The sequence below is a fragment of the Pseudomonas sp. zfem004 genome (assembly GCF_032621715.1).
In the GTDB taxonomy this organism is placed as follows: domain Bacteria; phylum Pseudomonadota; class Gammaproteobacteria; order Pseudomonadales; family Pseudomonadaceae; genus Aquipseudomonas; species Aquipseudomonas sichuanensis.
Genome location: NZ_JAVYJF010000001.1, coordinates 192,499 through 210,817 on the forward strand (window position 1 = coordinate 192,499; position 18,319 = coordinate 210,817).

The window sequence follows — 18,319 nt, forward strand, 5'->3', positions numbered from 1 at the left end:
GCTCCAGACAGGTCGAGCCAGCTTAAAGGGCCGCCGGCCTGTCGTACAGATGGCATTCGGGTTCATACTGCGGGCCGCACATTTGTTCACACAGTTTCGGAATCGTCCTGCATGAAACGTACACCGCATCTGCTCGCCATTCAGTCCCACGTGGTCTTTGGACATGCCGGCAACAGCGCCGCGGTGTTTCCGATGCAACGGGTCGGGGTCAACGTCTGGCCACTCAACACCGTGCAGTTCTCCAATCACACTCAGTATGGACAGTGGTCGGGGGAAGTGCTTGCTCCAGCGCAAATTCCTGCGTTGGTGGAAGGCATTTCCAACATCGGCGAACTGGGCCATTGCGATGCCGTGCTGTCGGGTTACCTGGGCAGTGCCGAGCAAGGGCGGGCAATCCTGGCCGGTGTCGCGCGGATCAAGGCGGTCAACCCCAAGGCGCTGTACCTATGCGACCCAGTCATGGGTCACGCCGAGAAAGGCTGCATCGTGCCCGCCGAGGTGAGCGAATTCCTGCTCGAGCAGGCCGCCACCCAGGCCGACATCCTCTGCCCCAACCAGCTGGAACTGGACAGCTTCTGCGGACGCAAGGCGCAATCCCTTGAAGACTGCGTCGGCATGGCCCGTGGGCTGCTGGAGCGTGGGCCGCAGGTGGTGCTGGTCAAGCACCTGAGTTATCCGGGGCGCGCGGAGGATGCGTTCGAGATGCTGTTGGTGACGGCCAAGGAAAGCTGGCACCTGCGTCGCCCACTGCTGGCCTTCCCGCGTCAGCCGGTGGGGGTGGGCGACCTCACCTCAGGTCTGTTCCTGGCTCGGGTGCTGCTCGGCGACAGCTGGGTGCAGGCGTTTGAGTTCGCCGCGGCCGCGGTGCATGAGGTGCTGCTGGAAACCCAGGCCAGCGCCAGCTACGAACTACAACTGGTGCGGGCCCAGGACCGCATTGCCCATCCGCGCGTGCGCTTCGAGGCGCAGCGCCTGGCCTTTTAGTTCGCGTCGGTCTTCAGGTCCTGATAGCGCTGCTCCAGTTCCTGACGGATCTGGCGGCGCTGCTGGCCCTGCAGGAAGCGGCGCTTCTCTTCGCTGTTGAGCGGCTGGCGCGGCGGCACCTTCACCGGGCGGCGATCGTCGTCCACTGCGACCATGGTGAAGAAGCAGCTGTTGGAATGGCGTACCGAACGCTCGCGGATGTTCTCGGTGACCACCTTGATGCCCACTTCCATCGAGGTATTGCCGGTGTAGTTGACCGACGCCAGGAAGGTCACCAGCTCACCGACGTGCACCGGCTCGCGGAAAATCACCTGGTCCACCGACAGGGTGACCACGTAGGTGCCGGCATAACGGCTGGCGCAGGCGTAGGCGACTTCGTCGAGGTACTTGAGCAGGGTGCCGCCGTGTACGTTGCCAGAGAAGTTGGCCATGTCCGGTGTCATCAGGACGGTCATAGTCAACTGGGCGTTTCCAGGTTCCATAGTGAGCTCACGGTGAAGTTGCGCTGAAGCGGGGCTGGTATCTGCTGACACTTCTGTTCCCCTCATAGAGGTTTCCCATCCTGGTACGGGACGTCGGCTGACGCTCCATCGTCACGCCGATCTTGCCATCAGCGGCGCCGGTTCGGCCGATCTGTTTCTGCATATTGCATCGGCATTTTGCGGCAAGGCGCGATGTTAACCTGACGGGGCCCATGCAACGTGGGCTTTTCTATCTATTGCAACAGTATGTGCCTGCTTTCTGCGTCAGACGTTTCCGACGGAGGAGTGGTTCGCCACGTGCATCGACACAAGGAGTACTCGCGCCATGCATGCCATCAGCTTCATCCAGGATCTGGCGGTGATCATGCTGGTCGCCGGGGTGGTCACCATCCTCTTCCATCGTCTCAAGCAGCCCGTGGTGCTGGGCTACATCGTTGCCGGCTTCATCATCGGCCCGCACACCCCTCCTTTCGGCCTGATCCACGACGAAGACACCATCAAGACCCTCGCCGAACTGGGGGTGATCTTCCTGATGTTCTGCCTGGGCCTCGAGTTCAGCCTGGGCAAGCTGTTCAAGGTCGGGGCCACGGCATTCATCGCCGCGTTCCTGGAAATCGTGCTGATGATCTGGATCGGCTTCGAGATCGGCCGCTGGTTCGGCTGGAACACCATGGACTCGCTGTTCCTTGGGGCGATCCTGGCCATTTCCTCGACCACCATCATCGTCAAGGCGCTCAATGACCTGAAGATGAAGAACGAGCGCTTCGCCCAGCTGATCTTCGGCGTGCTGATCGTCGAGGACATCCTGGGCATCGGCATCATCGCGTTGCTGTCGGGCATCGCCGTCAGTGGCACGGTCAGTTCCGGGGAAGTGTTCTCGACGGTGGGCAAGCTGTCGCTGTTCATGATCGTCGCGCTGGTCATCGGTATCCTGCTGGTGCCGCGGTTGCTGGCCTATGTGGCGAAATTCGAAAGCAACGAAATGCTGCTGATCACGGTACTGGGGCTGTGCTTCGGTTTCTGCCTGCTGGTGGTGAAGCTCGAGTACAGCATGGTGCTGGGGGCCTTCCTGATCGGCGCGATCATGGCCGAATCGCGCCAGTTGCTGAAGATCGAGCGTCTGATCGAGCCGGTTCGCGACCTGTTCAGCGCCATTTTCTTCGTCGCCATCGGCCTGATGATCGACCCCTCGATTCTGCTCGAGTACGCCTGGCCCATCGTGGTGATCACCCTGGCAGTGGTGCTGGGCAAGATGCTCTCCTGCGGCATGGGCGCCTTCATCGCCGGCAATGACGGGCGCACCTCGCTACGGGTGGGCATGGGCCTTTCGCAGATCGGTGAGTTCTCGTTCATCATCGCGGCGCTGGGCATGACCCTGCAGGTCACCAGCGACTTCCTGTACCCGGTCGCGGTGGCGGTGTCGGCCATCACTACGCTGCTCACGCCCTACCTGATCCGTGCGGCCGACCCGCTGTCGATCAAGTTGGGCAAGGTGATGCCGAGCCGCCTGTCACGGGTGCTGTCGCTGTATGGCGAGTGGTTGCGCAGCATCCAGCCCCAGGGCGAGGGCGCGATGCTGGCGGCGATGATCCGGCGAATCCTGTTGCAGGTAGGGGTCAACCTGGCGCTGGTGATCGCGATCTTCTTCAGTGGCGGTTATTTCGCCGGGCGCATCGGCGAATGGCTCGGCGAGTGGGTGGCGGATGTCAGCCAGCAGAAGGCCCTGATCTGGGGTGCGGCGCTGCTGCTGTCGCTGCCGTTCCTGATTGCGGCGTACCGCAAGCTCAAGGCACTGTCGATGTTGCTGGCAGAGATGGGGGTCAAACCGGAGATGGCCGGGCGGCACACGCAACGTGTGCGCAGGGTGGTCGCCGAAGTGATCCCGCTGCTGTCGTTGCTGGTGATTTTCCTGCTGCTGTCGGCACTGTCGGCAAGCATCCTGCCAACCAGCGAGCTGCTGTTGATCATTGCGGTGGTGGCGGCGGGGGTGGTGGCGTTGCTCTGGCGCTGGTTTATCCGCGTGCATACGCGGATGCAGATCGCCTTGCTGGAGACGCTCGAGAACAACCGCGATCATTCGCACTGAGCGAGGGAACGCTCTCTGCGCGAGATTTCATCGTCGTCCGAGGGGATGGAGCGGTAGCGATGTCGCCAGGCGCAGAAAGCCTGGCGATTTTACGGGTATTCAATGGCCATGAGCCATTACTTTATGCGGGTATTTCTCATTCAGCTTTCCAGCCAGACATCCCGTGCCCAGTGCCACACCGATTCCCAGCTGTCTTCACCAATGGCTTCGTCTTCCCCTTCCCAGAGTACAACGGTGCCGTCTTCCTCTACGCAATAGTAGTCGTCGCCGTCCTGGCACAGAGGGATCAGGTCACGTGGTACACCGGCGTCCCAGGCATTGGAGGCAACGTCCGGCAGGTAGGTATGGGATTGCGGGTCGGTGACGGTCACAGGTTCCAGCGAGCCGTACACGACATCGCTGACGGTCAGCAGGAACTCCTTGAACACGAACGGAATGTTGATGAACAGCTGTTCCTCGATCTCGACCAATTGGTCTTCGTCGGGCAGCTCCAGCGGTACCGGTACCGGCTCGTTGGCTTCACGCAGTTGTTCGATCACTTCTTCCACGGTTCACATCCTCTAGCCTTGATGACAACGCTGCGCGTTATACCCTAGTAGCCGACTCCGGCAAAAGCAAAAACCCCGGGACAGGCCCGGGGTTTTTGTGCAACGTGCGCGGGTTAACCGTTTTGGCGGATACCGGCGAGCATCCAAGGCTGGTTTTCGCCCTGGGCGCGTTCCATGTGCCAGCTCTCGTTGAAAGCCTCGCCCTGGTCGAAGCGCGAGGTCTTCGACACGCCACGGAAGGTCAGAGTGGCGATGGTCTTGTCGGCGCGGTCGTCGACGCCTTCCAGCTGCACATCGAGGTCGTCGATGTAGGTGGACTGGAAGCCTTCACCCTGCTCAGCGCGCTCACGCTTGAGGAAGTCGAGCATCTGTGGGGTGACGAACTCGGCGATCTTGTCCATCTCGTTGGCGTCCCAGTGCTGCTGCAGCGACTGGAAGTGCGAACGGGCGGCGGACAGGAAGCTGGCTTCGTTGAACCAGGCCGGGGCGTTGATGGTCGGCGAGGCGGCGACTGGCGCGGCGGAACCACCGAAGATCGACTGCGGGGCGGCCTGCGGCTGGGCTTCGCGCTGGTACGGGGCGTGGCCGGCAGCAGCGTGTTGCGGCTGTTGCTGGCGACGGCGCGCGGCGATGAAGCGGAACACCAGGAAGGCGATCAGGCCCATGATCAGGAAGTCCATGATCTGCATGCCCTGGAAACCGTCACCCATGAACATGGAAGCCAGCAGGCCACCGGCGGCGAGGCCGGCCAGAGGGCCCAGCCAGCGCGAAGCGCCGCTGGCGGCGGCCGGCGCACGGCCTGGAGCGGTCGGTGCGGCGGCAGGGGTGGTCGGTGCGGCCTGGCGAGTCTGGTGCATGGGCGCTGCGCCCGAGCTCTTGCCGCCACCGAAGCGCTTGGCGTTGGCGTCGAGGCTCAGCGTCAAGCCGACGCAGAGCGCCAGAGCGATGCTAAGAAAACGTTGCATAAGTTGGGGGTTCCCATTTTGTGGATTGCACGCGCGTCATGGTGCACATGAACCTGTGACCATGGCTAGCGACAAGATGTTTCGAGCTTTTGCCTGGCAGGCATCGAGTTTCGCTGTTCCAGGCCTGGCAGATCATCATCGCGGGGCAAGCCCGCTCCCACGTGCTACTACGTGGGAGCGGGCTCAGATAGCCTCGAGCTTCGCATACCCCAGCATCAACCACTTGCTGCCTTCGGCGAAGTTCACCTGCACCCGTGCCTGCGCGCCGGAACCCTCGAAGTTGAGGATCACGCCCTCACCGAACACCGCGTGCTGCACCCGCTGGCCGAGGTTGAAGGCAGTCTGCGGAATATTGGCGTTGGCGAACAGGTTGCTGGCCGGGGCCTTGGCGCCGCCGAACGGGCGGCTGACCGAGTTCGACAGGCGTACCTCCTGAACCAGACCGGCTGGAATTTCGCGTACGAAACGCGACACCTTGTTGTAGGTTTCGCTGCCGTACAGGCGACGGGTCTCGGCGTAGGTCATGATCAGCTGGCGCATGGCCCGGGTGATGCCCACGTAGGCCAGACGGCGCTCCTCTTCCAGACGGCCAGGCTCTTCCAGGCTCATCTTGTGCGGGAACAACCCTTCTTCCATGCCCACCAGGAACACGTAGGGGAATTCCAGGCCCTTGGCACTGTGCAGGGTCATCAGCTGGATGCTGTCTTCGTGCTCGTCGGCCTGGGTGTCGCCGGCCTCCAGCGAGGCGTGGCCGAGGAACGCCGACAACGGCGTCAGGTCGGCGTCTTCGTCGCTGGTCTCGAAGTTGCGTGCGGCGCTGACCAGTTCTTCAAGGTTTTCTACCCGTGCCTGGCCCTTTTCGCCTTTTTCTTCCTGGTGATAGATGATCAGCCCGGACTGCTCGATGACCGTCTGGGTCATCAGGTGCAGCGGCATGTCCAGCACCTTGGCAGCCAGATGCTCGATCAGCTCGATGAACGCGCCCAGAGCGCTGGCGGCGCGGCCTTTGAGGGCCTTGGCGGCGAGCAGTTGGCACATCGCCTCCCACATCGACACCTGGCTGTGGCGGGCATGGTCGCGGATGGCCTCGACGGTTTTTTCACCGATGCCGCGCGGCGGCACGTTGATCACCCGTTCGAGGGCGGCGTCGTTGCCGCGGCCCTCGAGCAGGCGCAAGTAGGCCATGGCGTTCTTGATCTCGGCGCGTTCGAAGAAGCGCTGGCCGCCGTAGATGCGATAGGGAATGCGTTCGCGCAGCAGGGCCTCTTCCAGCACCCGCGACTGGGCGTTGGAGCGGTACAGGATGGCGATTTCGTTGCGCGCGTTGCCCTGCTTGATCAGGCTTTCGATGGTCTCGACCACGTAGCGCGCTTCGTCGTGCTCGTTGTACGCGGCGTAGAGGGTGATCGGCTCGCCCTCGCCCATGTCGGTCCACAGCTCCTTGCCCAGGCGCCCGCTGTTGTTGGCGATCAGGGCGTTGGCGGCCTTGAGGATGCCACCGGTGGAGCGGTAGTTCTGCTCCAGGCGGATCATTTCGGCGTCAGGGAAGTCACTGGTGTACTGGTGGATGTTCTCGATTTTCGCGCCGCGCCAGCCATAGATCGACTGGTCGTCGTCGCCCACCGCCATCAGGCTGTCGCCACCGGCGCCGAGCAGGCGCAACCAGGCGTACTGCACGGCGTTGGTATCCTGGAACTCGTCCACCAGGATGTGCCGGAAGCGACGCTGGTAGTGCTCGAGCAGGCCGGGCTGGTCACGCCACAGGTCGAGGGCGCGTAGTAACAGCTCGGCGAAATCGATGACACCGGCGCGCTCGCAGGCTTGTTCGTAGGCGCTATAGATGTCGCGCATGGTGGTCAGGTACAGGTCGCCGCCAGCCTGGATGTGGCGTGGGCGCAAGCCCTCGTCCTTCTGGCCGTTGATGAACCACTGGACCTGGCGCGCCGGCCACTTCTGCTCGTCGAAGCCGAGCTCGCGGATCACCCGCTTGATCAGGCGCTGCTGGTCGTCGCTGTCGAGAATCTGGAAGTTCTGCACCAGCCCCGCTTCCTGCCAGTGCGCCCGCAACAGGCGGTGGGCCAGGCCGTGGAACGTGCCTACCCACATGCCGGCCGGGTTGATACCCAGCAGTTGTTCGATCCGCTGGCGCATTTCCGCCGCCGCCTTGTTGGTGAAGGTCACCGACAGGATCGAATGTGGGGAGGCCCCTACGACCTGGATAAGCCAGGCGATACGGTGCACCAGCACGCGGGTCTTGCCCGAGCCGGCACCGGCCAGGACCAATTGCCGCCCGACCTGGGCCGCTACGGCCTGGCGTTGAGCGTCGTTGAGGGAGTTCAGCAGGAGGGAGAGGTCGTCATTGCGCATCCGGCCATTCTAGGGCCGGGCAGGGGGCAGGGGCAAACGCCGCCGACGCTAATCGTCAGACGGGCGATTTACCGTTCATCGGCATGGCTCGCCAGCCAGCGTGGTTGAGCGGTCGCATTTGGACGGGCGGGACAATTTCAAAATCATGACCCAGAGCAGTTTGGTCCGGCGCGGTGCTTGTGTATTCTCCCTGCACATTTGTGGTCTGCCATAACAAAAACACAACAAGAAACCAGCCCTATGACCCAGGATTGCATGGCGATCGGAGCATCGCCAGAGACGACACGGAGCGTTCGCAGGCAATTCGCCACTCAGCTGTCTATCGAGCGCACCCGCCTGCTCTACCAGGGCTCCCTGTTGCCCACGTTGTTCATGCTGCTGACCGGCACGCTCTGCGCCTGGCTGTTGTGGAGCCCTGCGCGTTATTTGCTGGTGAGCGTATGGCTGGCCTGGCTGCTGGCGCTGGTCGCCCTGCGGGTGATCCAGGTGGCGGCGTTCGAGGCGGCGACCCCATCGCGCCAGGCCAGGCCGAACTGGCGACGCATGTTCCTCGCCGGGTCCGCCTTCAGCGGGCTGACGCTGGCCAGCGCGGCAATTGCCCTGGTACCTGTGGACAACTTCGAGCAACAGGCCTGGGTATTCGGCCTGCTGGGCACCGCGGCGTTGTCGGCCAGCGTTGCCTATGCCGTCAGCCTGCCGGCATTCCTGAGTTTCGCCTTGCCCTGCCTGTTGCCGCCGACCCTTTTCCTGTTCGCTTATGACGCTGGCCACCAGCGTGGTTGGGGTTGGCTGGGGCTGATCCTGCTGGGCGCCCTGATGGTGGTGGCCTGGCAGGTCAATCGGCTGATCGAGCGCGGCCTGCTGCGGCGCTTCCAGAACCAGGCATTGATCGAGCACCTGCAAAGCGCACAGCGTCACGCCGAGGACCTCAACCACCAGCTCAGCGCCGAGGTGCGCCAACGCCGCCAGGCCGAGGACGAGTTGCGCCTGGCCCATGGCGGCCTCGAACAACGCGTGGCCCAGCGCAGCCATGAGCTGGACCTGGCCAACCAGGCGCTGAGCAAGAGCGAGCAACGCCTCGCCCTGGCTTTGCAGGCCAGCGAGCTGGGCCTTTGGGACTGGAACCTGGAAAGCGACGAGGTTCATCACACCCAGTTGCATGCCCTGTTCGGCCTCGATGCCGACCAGGTCCGCTCGGTCCGCGCCGACCTCAAGCCCCGGCTGCACCCCGATGACCTGCCGCTGCTGCGGCGCACCTTGGTCGAGCATCTCAAGGGGCGCACCGAGGACTATCGGGTCGAGTACCGGGTGCGCCATGTGCAAGGCCACTGGTGCTGGATCGAGGACCGCGGCCGGGCGGTGGAGCGCGATGTCGACGGCAAGGTCGTGCGCATGCTTGGCACCCGCCGTGATATCTCCGCGCACAAGGAGCAGGAAGAACAGCAACGGCTGGCAGCCACGGTATTCGAGGCCGCCAGCGAAGGCATCGCGATTCTCGACGCAAGCTTCCAGTTGTTGGCGGTCAACCAGGCGTTCTGCGACGTTACCGGCTACGGCCGTGCCGAGCTGATCGCTCGCAACGCCCTGGAACTGCCCTGCAGCCGCGATGCACGGCGGCACAGCCAGGCCATCGATCAGGCGTTGGAGCAACAGGGGCGCTGGCAGGGCGAACTGGTCGAGGCGCGCAAGGACGGCGAGCTCTACCCGCAGTGGTTGCAGCTCAACAGCGTGCGCGATGCGCGCGGCCGCATCGCCAACATCGTCGGCTTCTATACCGATCTTTCAGCCCGCCGCGAGTCAGAGGAGCGCCTGCGCTACCTGGCGCACTACGACGATCTGACCGGGCTTGCCAACCGGGCATTGTTCCGCCTGCGCCTGCACGAAGCCACCCAGCGCATACGCTTGAACGGGCGCAGCCTGGCCTTGCTGCACGTCGACCTGGATCGCTTCAAGCTGCTCAACGAGAGCCTCGGCCATGAGCTGGCCGACCAGTTGCTCAAGAAGATGGCCCAGCGGATCGCCAACGCGGTACCGGAGGCCGATACCGTGGCGCGCCTGTCGGGCGACGAGTTCGCCATCCTGTTCGATGGTTACACCAACCTGTCCAGCCTGGTGCGGGTCACCACGCGCCTGCTCGACAAGCTGCGGGTGCCGCAGCGCCTGGGTGGGCATGAAGTCGTGATCAGCGCGTCGGTGGGTATCAGCGTGCTTTCGGATGCCACTTTCGACCTCAATGCGCTGGTCAGCCAGGCCGACATGGCCAAGCAGCACGCCAAGCACCTGGGCGGCGACAGTTTCCAGTTCTACACCGAGAGCTTGCGCGCCAGCACCCTGGAGCGCCTGCAACTGGAGAACCAGCTGCGCAAGGCCATCGACGAAGGGCAGTTGCGGGTCCACTACCAGCCCAAGCTGTGCCTGCGCACCGGTCAGATGCATGCAGCCGAGGCGCTGGTGCGCTGGCAGCACCCGGAGTGGGGCATGGTGCCGCCGGGCGAATTCATCGGTCTGGCGGAAGAGACCGGGCTGATCGCGCCGATGGGCGAGTTCGTGTTGCGCCAAGCCTGCTGGCAGGCCTGCGAGTGGTTGCGCCAGGGGCTGGAGGTGCGGGTCTCGGTCAATCTGTCGGTGTACCAGCTGCGCCAGGGCAAGCTGGTCAGCCTGGTGCGCCAGGTGCTGCAGGAGTCCGGGCTGGCGCCGCACCTGCTGGAGTTGGAGCTCACCGAAAGCCAGTTGCTGGACAGCGTCGAGCACATCATCGCCACGTTCGAGCAGCTCCATGAACTGGGGGTCAAACTGGCGATTGACGACTTCGGCACTGGCTATTCATCGCTCAGCTACCTGAAACGCTTCCCGGTGGACTACGTGAAGATCGACCAGGCATTCATACGCGGCCTGCTCGACGGCAACCAGGATGCGGCCATCACCCGGGCGATCATCGCCATGGCCAAGAGCCTGCAGCTGCAAGTGGTGGCCGAGGGTGTGGAAACCCTGGAGCAACTGGCATTCCTGCGTGAGCATGGCTGCGACGAAGTCCAGGGTTACCTGATCAGCCGGCCGGTGGACGCTGGGGCGTTCAAGGCCTTGCTGGAGCGGCCCGCGACTCACCTGGTGTGGTAGGCGTGGGCGGCTTCGGTCGGATCAATGGGTGTCGATGATTTCGGTGATGCTGGTGAGCAGCTTGCCGTCATGGAAAATATCCACTTTCGGGATGATGCTGTGGTCGCCCGGCATTTCGAAGGCTACGGCCTTGTCGGTGACTACCTGCGGGTAGATGCCATCCTGGTTCTGCAGGGTCAGCTCCAGGGCCAGGGCAAAGGACTTGTCTTGCATGGCTCGCAGGGCCAGGCTTGGCTGAACGCCAGGGTGGGCGACGGTGACGGTGCCGTAGACACGCAGGCGAGCGTTGCCCGGCATCTTGTCGTTCTGTGCAACCCAACCGGCGGTTTCGATTTTCATGTAGCGACTCCTACTTGATCATTGCGACACGGATTGTGTCGTCTCGGTTGCAAGAGTCGGTGGTTTCGGCCGCTAGTATCAGAGGGAAATGGTTGAGCGACGCCCGGCGCTTCCCCTTCAGCCGTGCCAGTGCCCGCCCTGGCGCGCAATCAGGCCGTTGGCCTGTTCCGGGCCGTTGCTGCCGGCCGGGTAGGGCCGCGGCGCCTGGAAGTGTTCTGTCCAGCCCTGCAGGATCGGGTCGATCCAGGCCCAGGCCGCCTCGACCTCGTCGCGGCGCATGAACAGCGTCGAGTCACCTTCCATTACATCCAGCAGCAAGCGCTCGTAGGCGTCCCAGCGGCGGGTCTGGGCGAAGGCCTGGGCGAGGTTGAGGTCAAGCTCGACGGGCGCCAGACGCATGCCTTTACCGGGGCTCTTGGTCATCATGCGCAGGCTGATGTGCTCGTCCGGCTGTAGCTGGATCAGCAATTGGTTTACCTGGCCGCCGCTGAACAGCTCGTGGGGCACCGGCTTGAACTGGATGACGATCTGCGAGGAGCGCTTAGCCATGCGTTTGCCGGTGCGCAGATAGAATGGCACCCCAGCCCAGCGCCAGTTGTCGATGTGCGCCTGGACGGCGACGAAGGTCTCGGTATCGCTGTCGTTGTCGACATCTTTCTCGAAGTAGTAGGCGGGTACTTCCTGGCCGCCGATCTTGCCGGCGCCATACTGGCCGCGCACCGTCTTGTCCTGCACGTCCTGGCCAGTGATTGGTTTGAGGGCGCGCAGGATCTTCACCTTCTCGTCCCGCACGGCTTCGGCGTCGAACTGCGCCGGCGGCTCCATGGCTACCAGGCACAGCAACTGCAGCAGGTGGTTCTGCAACATGTCGCGGGTGGCGCCAGCGCGGTCGTAGTAGGCGCCGCGGCTCTCCACACCGAGGGTTTCGCAGACGCTGATCTGCACATGGTCCACCTGGCTGTTGCGCCACACCGGTTCCAGCAGGGCGTTGGCGAAGCGCAGGGCCATGAGGTTCTGCACCGTTTCCTTGCCCAGGTAGTGATCGATGCGGAACACCTGGGGCTCGTCGAACACTTCGCCGATCGCTTCGTTGATCGCGGTGGCCGACTCCAGCGAATGGCCGATGGGCTTCTCCAGCACGATGCGCGCCTCGTGGTCGGCCAGGCCGGCGATGCGCAGGTGGTTGGCGATGGGCACGAACAGCTGGGGCGCGGTGGCCAGGTAGTAGATGCGCGTCAGCCCGCCGGGCTCGCCCAGGTAGCGCGCCAGGCGGCCGAAGTCGGCGCTTTGTGCGGCGTCCATGGGGAAGTAGTCCAGGCGCGCCGAGAAGCGCTGCCAGACCTCCTCGTCGAAGTCCTGGCGGGCGATCTGAGCGCGGCAGTGGCGTTCGGCGAGCTTGACGTAGTCGTTGCGCGGCAACGGGCGGCGGGCGAGGGAGATGATCCGCACGGCATTGTGCAGGCGGGCCTCGCGATACAGGTGGTAGAGCGCCGGAAGCAGCTTGTGCAGGGCCAGATCGCCGGTGCCGCCGAAGACCAGGATGTCGCAAGGTATAGTCAAACCACCACTCTCCACGTTCGTTTAACTGGGCGGGTTGGCGAGCATGTAGTATAACTACAAGAAAGCTACATCCCGGCCAGCCGATCATAACCGAGTCCAGACCGTGAATCTGTTGCAACATATCGCCCAATCGCGCCACCTGTTGCGCAAATCGGAACTCAAAGTGGCCGACCACGTGCTGCTCGATCCGGCTGCCGTCATGCACAGTTCGATGGCCGACCTGGCGCACAACGTGGGGATCAGCGAGCCGACCATCGTGCGATTCTGCCGGGCGATCGGCTGTTCGGGCTTCCAGGACCTCAAGCTCAAGCTGGCGCAGAGCCTGGCCGCCGGGGCCAGTTTCGGCCAGTTCGCCATCCATGAAGACGACTCGGTTGCCGACTACAGCCTGAAGATCTTCGACACCACCTTGCACACACTGATGGAAGTGCGTGAGCACCTCGACCCGCAGGCTCTGCAGCAGGCGGTGAGTGCCATGGCCCAGGCGCAGCGCGTGGAGTTCTATGGTTTTGGCGCGTCCGGCGCCGTGGCCGCCGACGCCCAGCACAAGTTCTTCCGCTTGCTGCTCACTGCTGCGGCCTATTCCGACCCGCACATGCAGGCGATGTCGGCGGTGACCTTGAAGCCGGGTGACGTGGCAGTGTGCATCTCGCAGTCGGGGCGCTCCAAGGACCTGCTGATCACCGCCAACCTGGTGCGCGAGAGCGGTGCCAACCTGATCACCCTGTGTCCCAGCCAGACACCGTTGGCCGAGCTGTCGACGGTCAACCTGGCGATCGACGTGCACGAAGACACCGAAATCTACACCCCGCTGACGTCGCGCATCGCTCACCTGGTGGTGATCGACGTGCTGGCCATGGGCGTGGCCATGGCCCGTGGCCCGAGCCTGGTCAACCACCTCAAGAGCGTGAAGCGCAGCTTGCGCAGCCTGCGTTTGTCGCCCAAGTCGATCAAGGCTACAGACGACTGACTTCTGAAGCGGCACCGGCTCTGTGGGAGCGGCTTCAGCCGCGAACACCGGCGAAGCCGGTGCCATGCGCCGTGTCGCTTGCTTCGCGGCTAAAGCCGCTCCCACAGGACAGGCGCTGATTTCAAGCCCATTCGCCAGACCTATGGGAGCGGTCCAGGTCCGTTATATGGCTGGTAAAGCCAGCGAAAATTCACGAATCTGTCACCCTTCCACCGCCAAACCGTAAACCTGCAGCGCCAGTCTGAAACTCCCCTCCATCCTATCTGGGAGACAGGCAATGGCACGTGAACACGACGGCTCGTACCAACCCAACGCCAAGGCTCGCAAGCAGCAGGAAAAGGACCAGCGCCGCATGGAATTCCGCCGCGCGATCGAAAGCTACTGCGACCGCCGCGAACTGCTGCGCTCGCTGGCCGACTACCCCGAGCTGCAGGACATCACGGTGTGGCAGGTATCGGCGGCAACTTCCCCGAAAAACGCTCAACAAGCGCGCTGATCTGCGCACGTTCGCCGCGGATGAATGCCTGGAACGCCAGGGCCACCGGTGACTGGCGCTTGGCCTTGGCCTGCACGATGCACCAGCTGCGGTACAGCGGCAGCTCCTCCACCGGCAGCTCCTTGAGCAGGCCGGTGGCCAGTTCCAGGTTGACCGCATGGCGGGTCAGCAGGGCTATACCCAGGCCCGCCACCACGCATTCACGCTGCGAATCGGTGGAGGCGACTTCCAGGGTCTGGGTGAAGTGCACGCGCTTGTCCTTGAAGAACTCCTCGCAGGCCTTGCGCGTGCCCGAGCCTTGCTCGCGGACCAGCAGGGTATGAGGTTCAAGGTCCTGCAGGCGCAGGCTCTGGAGCTTGCACAGAGGGTGGTCCGGCGGCGCCACGGCGACGATCGGGTTGTTGAGGAAGGGCAGGAACTCCAGCCCCATGTCCTGAGGCACCATGGACATGATGATCAGGTCGTCGCGGTTGTCCGAGAGGCGCCTGATTGCCTGGGCCCGGTTGACCACCGTCAAGGTCAGGTTGACCTCCGGGTGGCGCTGCTTGAAGGCGGCGAACAGGTGTGGCACGAAGTACTTGGCGCTGGATTCGATCGCCAGTTTCAGCTGACCCTGCAGTGAGCCCTGCATGTCCGACAGCTGCATGTCGAGGTTCTCCAGGCGCCCGAAGATGTCGCGGCTGGCGCGTTGCAACGCTTCTGCGGCCTCGGTCAGGTAGAGCTTCTTGCCGACGTACTCGAACAGCGGCTGGCCCACCAGTTCTTCGAGCTGACGTATCTGTAGACTTACGGCGGGTTGCGTCAGCGCCATTTCCTCGGCCGCCCGGCTGTAGGAGCGCAAATCACACACTTCATTGAAGATCTGCAACTGACGCAATGTCATACGCATCAATGACTTACGCATCTTTTCACCTGTTTTGGCAAAACCTTGTTACCTAACTATAAGCCTTTGCTAATACTGGCTCTAACAAATATTGATTTTTGTTTATCGACCTACAGCGCTAGGGTGATTGTGCGACTGGCCAGCGACGTCTGGTCACGCGCCGACCGGTGAAACCGGATCGTCTGTTCCTACGGCTTTGGGAAGACTCCAGTGATAAAAAAAATCCTGATCGCCAACCGGGGTGAAATCGCAGTTCGAATCGTGCGCGCTTGCGCCGAGATGGGCATTCGCTCTGTGGCGATCTACTCCGACGCCGACCGTCACGCCTTGCACGTCAAGCGCGCCGATGAGGCCTACAGCATTGGTGCCGAGCCCCTGGCCGGTTATCTGAACCCGCGCAAGCTGGTCAACCTGGCTGTGGAAACCGGCTGTGATGCCCTGCACCCGGGCTATGGTTTCCTGTCGGAAAACGCAGAACTGGCGGAGATCTGCGCCGAACGCGGGGTCAAGTTCATCGGCCCGGCCGCTGACGTGATCCGCCGCATGGGCGACAAGACCGAAGCGCGCCGCACCATGATCCAGGCCGGTGTGCCGGTGACCCCGGGCACTGAAGGCAACGTTGCCGACATCCATGAAGCCCTGCAGGAAGGCGACCGCATCGGTTATCCGGTGATGCTCAAGGCCACTTCCGGCGGTGGCGGGCGCGGCATCCGCCGCTGCAACAGCCGTGAGGAGCTGGAACAGAACTTCCCCCGGGTCATTTCCGAAGCCACCAAGGCCTTCGGCTCGGCAGAAGTGTTCCTGGAAAAATGCATCGTCAACCCCAAGCACATCGAGGCGCAGATCCTCGGTGACAGCTTCGGCAACGTGGTGCACCTGTTCGAGCGCGACTGCTCGATCCAGCGCCGCAACCAGAAGCTCATCGAGATCGCCCCCAGCCCGCAGCTCACCCCTGAGCAGCGCGCCTACATCGGCGACCTGGCCGTGCGCGCGGCCAAGGCGGTGAACTACGAGAACGCCGGTACCGTGGAGTTCCTGCTCGCCGAGGGCGAGGTGTACTTCATGGAAATGAACACCCGGGTGCAGGTGGAACACACCATCACCGAGGAAATCACCGGCATCGACATCGTCCGTGAGCAGATCCGCATCGCCTCGGGCTTGCCGCTGTCGATCAAGCAGGAAGACATCCAGCACCGCGGCTTCGCCCTGCAGTTCCGCATCAACGCCGAAGACCCGAAGAACAACTTCCTGCCCAGCTTCGGCAAGATCACCCGTTACTACGCCCCCGGCGGCCCGGGCGTGCGCACCGACACGGCGATCTACACCGGCTACACCATTCCACCGTTCTACGACTCCATGTGCCTGAAACTGGTGGTGTGGGCCCTGACCTGGGAAGAAGCCATGGACCGCGGCCTGCGGGCCCTGGACGACATGCGCGTGCAGGGGGTGAAGACCACCGCCGCGTATTACCAGGAAATCCTGCGCAACCCGGAATTCCGTAGCGGCCAGTTCAACACCAGCTTCGTCGAAAGCCACCCTGAACTGACCAACTACTCGATCAAGCGCAAACCCGAAGAGCTGGCCCTGGCCATCGCCGCCGCCATCGCCGCCCACGCAGGCCTGTGAGGAACCGAATAATGTCCAAGAAAATCTTTGTTACCGACACGATCCTGCGCGACGCCCACCAGTCCCTGCTGGCCACCCGCATGCGCACCGAAGACATGCTGCCGATCTGCGACAAGCTCGACAAAGTCGGCTACTGGTCGCTGGAAGTCTGGGGCGGCGCCACCTTCGACGCCTGCGTGCGCTTCTTGAAGGAAGACCCGTGGGAGCGCCTGCGCAAGCTGCGCAGCGCACTGCCCAACACCCGCCTGCAGATGCTCCTGCGCGGCCAGAACCTGCTGGGCTACCGCCATTACAGCGACGACGTGGTCAAAGCCTTCGTCGCCAAGGCTGCGGTCAACGGTATCGACGTATTCCGCATCTTCGACGCCATGAACGACGTGCGTAACCTGCGCGTGGCCATCGAGGCGGTCAAGGCCGCCGGCAAGCACGCCCAGGGCACCATCGCCTACACCACCAGCCCCGTGCACACCATCGATGCCTTCGTGAAGCAGGCCCAGCAGATGGAAGCCATGGGTTGCGACTCGGTGGCGATCAAGGACATGGCCGGCCTGCTGACCCCGTTCGCCACCGGCGAGCTGGTCAAGGCACTCAAGGCCGAACAGTCGCTGCCGGTGTTCATCCACTCCCACGACACTGCCGGCCTGGCCGCGATGTGCCAGCTCAAGGCCGTTGAAAACGGTGTCGACCACATCGACACCGCCATCTCCAGCTTCGCCTGGGGCACCAGCCATCCGGGCACCGAGTCGATGGTCGCCGCGCTCAAGGGCAGCGAGTTCGATACCGGCCTGGACCTGGAGCTGCTGCAGGAAATCGGCCTGTATTTCTATGCCGTGCGCAAGAAGTACCACCAGTTCGAGAGCGAGTTCACCGCCGTGGATACCCGCGTGCAGGTCAACCAGGTACCGGGCGGGATGATTTCCAACCTGGCCAACCAGCTCAAGGAGCAAGGCGCGCTCAACCGCATGGGCGAAGTGCTGGCAGAGATCCCACGGGTGCGCGAAGACCTCGGCTTCCCGCCGCTGGTCACCCCGACCTCGCAGATCGTCGGCACCCAGGCGTTCTTCAACGTGCTGGCCGGGGAGCGCTACAAGACCATCACCAACGAAGTGAAGCTGTACCTGCAAGGCGGCTACGGCAAGGCCCCGGGTGTGGTCAACGAGCAGCTGCGCCGCCAGGCCATCGGCAGCGAAGAAGTGATCGACGTGCGCCCGGCCGACCTGCTCAAGCCGGAAATGGCCAAGCTGCGCAGTGACATCGGCGCGCTGGCGCGCAGTGAAGAAGACGTGCTGACCTTCGCCATGTTCCCGGACATCGGGCGCAAGTTCCTCGAAGAGCGCGAAGCCGGCACCCTTACCCCCGAAGCCCTGCTGCCGATTCCGGAAGCCGGCGCGGTGGGTTCGGTGAGCGGTGAAGGCGTGCCGACCGAGTTCGTCATCGACGTGCACGGCGAAACCTACCGCGTCGACATCACCGGTGTGGGCGTCAAGGCCGAAGGCAAGCGTCACTTCTACCTGTCCATCGACGGCATGCCGGAAGAAGTGGTGTTCGAGCCACTCAACGAGTTCGTCGGCGGTGGCAGCAGCAAGCGCAAGCAGGCCAGCGCACCGGGCCACGTCAGCACCACCATGCCGGGCAACATCGTCGATGTGCTGGTCAAGGAAGGTGACGTGGTCAAGGCCGGTCAAGCGGTGCTGATCACCGAAGCCATGAAGATGGAGACCGAAGTGCAGGCGGCGATCGCCGGCAAGGTCGTGGCCATCCATGTGGCCAAGGGCGACCGGGTTACCCCGGGCGAGATCCTGATCGAGATCGAAGGCTGAGATAAGCCTTCATCTACAAGCGGTTAACCTCTGGGGAGCGAATGCTCCCCTTTTTTTGCGCTAAATTCGCTGGCCC

The 18,319-nt window shown here is 63.4% G+C and carries 14 protein-coding genes; 7 read left to right on the plus strand and 7 right to left on the minus strand.

Annotation, left to right across the window (positions count from 1 at the left end):
• Positions 1-111: 111 nt before the first annotated feature.
• Complete coding sequence (gene pdxY, locus RTH46_RS00940) at positions 112-984, plus strand: pyridoxal kinase PdxY (RefSeq protein WP_153786783.1); 873 nt, start codon at positions 112-114, stop codon at positions 982-984.
• Here pdxY and RTH46_RS00945 read toward each other — a convergent pair.
• The gene (locus RTH46_RS00945; RefSeq protein ID WP_125861185.1) at positions 981-1,466 is read right to left on the minus strand and encodes an acyl-CoA thioesterase; all 486 of its coding nucleotides are present in this window, start codon (positions 1,464-1,466) and stop codon (positions 981-983) included. The genes pdxY and RTH46_RS00945 overlap by 4 nt on opposite strands.
• A 325-nt stretch (positions 1,467-1,791) precedes the next feature.
• On the opposite strand from RTH46_RS00945, the gene RTH46_RS00950 reads away from it, so the two are divergent.
• The gene (locus tag RTH46_RS00950; RefSeq protein ID WP_153786782.1) at positions 1,792-3,552 is read left to right on the plus strand and encodes a cation:proton antiporter; all 1,761 of its coding nucleotides are present in this window, start codon (positions 1,792-1,794) and stop codon (positions 3,550-3,552) included.
• A 140-nt stretch (positions 3,553-3,692) separates the two neighbouring features.
• On the opposite strand, the gene RTH46_RS00955 is transcribed toward RTH46_RS00950, so the two are convergent.
• From RTH46_RS00955 to uvrD, 3 genes are all read right to left on the minus strand, one after another.
• Entirely contained in the window at positions 3,693-4,100 is a 408-nt protein-coding gene (locus RTH46_RS00955) for an SMI1/KNR4 family protein (RefSeq protein ID WP_153786781.1), read from the minus strand.
• A gap of 113 nt (positions 4,101-4,213) precedes the next feature.
• Positions 4,214-5,065 carry a Tim44 domain-containing protein gene (locus tag RTH46_RS00960; protein WP_153786780.1) on the minus strand — a complete coding sequence of 284 codons (852 nt, stop codon included), beginning with the start codon at positions 5,063-5,065 and terminating at the stop codon, positions 4,214-4,216.
• A gap of 183 nt (positions 5,066-5,248) precedes the next feature.
• Entirely contained in the window at positions 5,249-7,432 is a 2,184-nt protein-coding gene (uvrD, locus tag RTH46_RS00965) for a DNA helicase II (RefSeq protein WP_153786779.1), read from the minus strand.
• A gap of 240 nt (positions 7,433-7,672) precedes the next feature.
• On the opposite strand from uvrD, the gene RTH46_RS00970 reads away from it, so the two are divergent.
• Positions 7,673-10,549 carry a putative bifunctional diguanylate cyclase/phosphodiesterase gene (locus tag RTH46_RS00970; RefSeq protein WP_316904862.1) on the plus strand — a complete coding sequence of 959 codons (2,877 nt, stop codon included), beginning with the start codon at positions 7,673-7,675 and terminating at the stop codon, positions 10,547-10,549.
• Positions 10,550-10,570: 21 nt separating this feature from the next.
• Here the strand turns inward: RTH46_RS00970 and RTH46_RS00975 are convergent, their stop codons facing one another.
• Both RTH46_RS00975 and zwf read right to left on the minus strand, forming a co-directional pair.
• Positions 10,571-10,888 carry a hypothetical protein gene (locus tag RTH46_RS00975; protein ID WP_316904863.1) on the minus strand — a complete coding sequence of 106 codons (318 nt, stop codon included), beginning with the start codon at positions 10,886-10,888 and terminating at the stop codon, positions 10,571-10,573.
• 117 nt (positions 10,889-11,005) lie between these two features.
• Positions 11,006-12,448, minus strand: a complete 1,443-nt coding sequence (gene zwf, locus RTH46_RS00980; RefSeq protein ID WP_316904864.1) for a glucose-6-phosphate dehydrogenase — start codon at positions 12,446-12,448, stop codon at positions 11,006-11,008.
• A 103-nt stretch (positions 12,449-12,551) separates the two neighbouring features.
• On the opposite strand from zwf, the gene hexR reads away from it, so the two are divergent.
• Together hexR and RTH46_RS00990 are read left to right on the plus strand one after the other, a co-directional pair.
• Positions 12,552-13,418 carry a transcriptional regulator HexR gene (gene hexR, locus RTH46_RS00985; protein WP_110995081.1) on the plus strand — a complete coding sequence of 289 codons (867 nt, stop codon included), beginning with the start codon at positions 12,552-12,554 and terminating at the stop codon, positions 13,416-13,418.
• A gap of 277 nt (positions 13,419-13,695) precedes the next feature.
• Positions 13,696-13,914: a PA3496 family putative envelope integrity protein gene (locus RTH46_RS00990; RefSeq protein ID WP_125861177.1), complete on the plus strand. Its 219-nt coding sequence runs from the start codon at positions 13,696-13,698 to the stop codon at positions 13,912-13,914.
• Here the strand turns inward: RTH46_RS00990 and RTH46_RS00995 are convergent.
• On the minus strand, positions 13,856-14,803 hold the full coding sequence (locus tag RTH46_RS00995) for a LysR family transcriptional regulator (RefSeq protein ID WP_167409846.1): 948 nt from the start codon (positions 14,801-14,803) through the stop codon (positions 13,856-13,858). The genes RTH46_RS00990 and RTH46_RS00995 overlap by 59 nt on opposite strands.
• A 204-nt stretch (positions 14,804-15,007) precedes the next feature.
• On the opposite strand from RTH46_RS00995, the gene RTH46_RS01000 reads away from it, so the two are divergent.
• Both RTH46_RS01000 and oadA read left to right on the plus strand, forming a co-directional pair.
• Positions 15,008-16,423, plus strand: a complete 1,416-nt coding sequence (locus RTH46_RS01000) for an acetyl-CoA carboxylase biotin carboxylase subunit (RefSeq protein ID WP_153786775.1) — start codon at positions 15,008-15,010, stop codon at positions 16,421-16,423.
• An 11-nt stretch (positions 16,424-16,434) separates the two neighbouring features.
• Complete coding sequence (gene oadA, locus RTH46_RS01005; RefSeq protein WP_153786774.1) at positions 16,435-18,243, plus strand: sodium-extruding oxaloacetate decarboxylase subunit alpha; 1,809 nt, start codon at positions 16,435-16,437, stop codon at positions 18,241-18,243.
• Positions 18,244-18,319: the final 76 nt, after the last annotated feature.

Bases quoted from the DNA above. Each gene is read 5' to 3' on its own strand.
- RTH46_RS00990 (WP_125861177.1), top strand. From the start codon at position 13,696: ATGGCACGTGAACACGACGGCTCGTACCAACCCAACGCCAAGGCTCGC.
- RTH46_RS00945 (WP_125861185.1), bottom strand. From the start codon at position 1,466: ATGGAACCTGGAAACGCCCAGTTGACTATGACCGTCCTGATGACACCG.
- uvrD (WP_153786779.1), bottom strand. From the start codon at position 7,432: ATGCGCAATGACGACCTCTCCCTCCTGCTGAACTCCCTCAACGACGCT.
- RTH46_RS00970 (WP_316904862.1), top strand. From the start codon at position 7,673: ATGACCCAGGATTGCATGGCGATCGGAGCATCGCCAGAGACGACACGG.
- RTH46_RS00995 (WP_167409846.1), bottom strand. From the start codon at position 14,803: ATGCGTATGACATTGCGTCAGTTGCAGATCTTCAATGAAGTGTGTGAT.
- RTH46_RS00950 (WP_153786782.1), top strand. From the start codon at position 1,792: ATGCATGCCATCAGCTTCATCCAGGATCTGGCGGTGATCATGCTGGTC.
- pdxY (WP_153786783.1), top strand. From the start codon at position 112: ATGAAACGTACACCGCATCTGCTCGCCATTCAGTCCCACGTGGTCTTT.
- RTH46_RS00960 (WP_153786780.1), bottom strand. From the start codon at position 5,065: ATGCAACGTTTTCTTAGCATCGCTCTGGCGCTCTGCGTCGGCTTGACG.
- oadA (WP_153786774.1), top strand. From the start codon at position 16,435: ATGTCCAAGAAAATCTTTGTTACCGACACGATCCTGCGCGACGCCCAC.
- RTH46_RS00975 (WP_316904863.1), bottom strand. From the start codon at position 10,888: ATGAAAATCGAAACCGCCGGTTGGGTTGCACAGAACGACAAGATGCCG.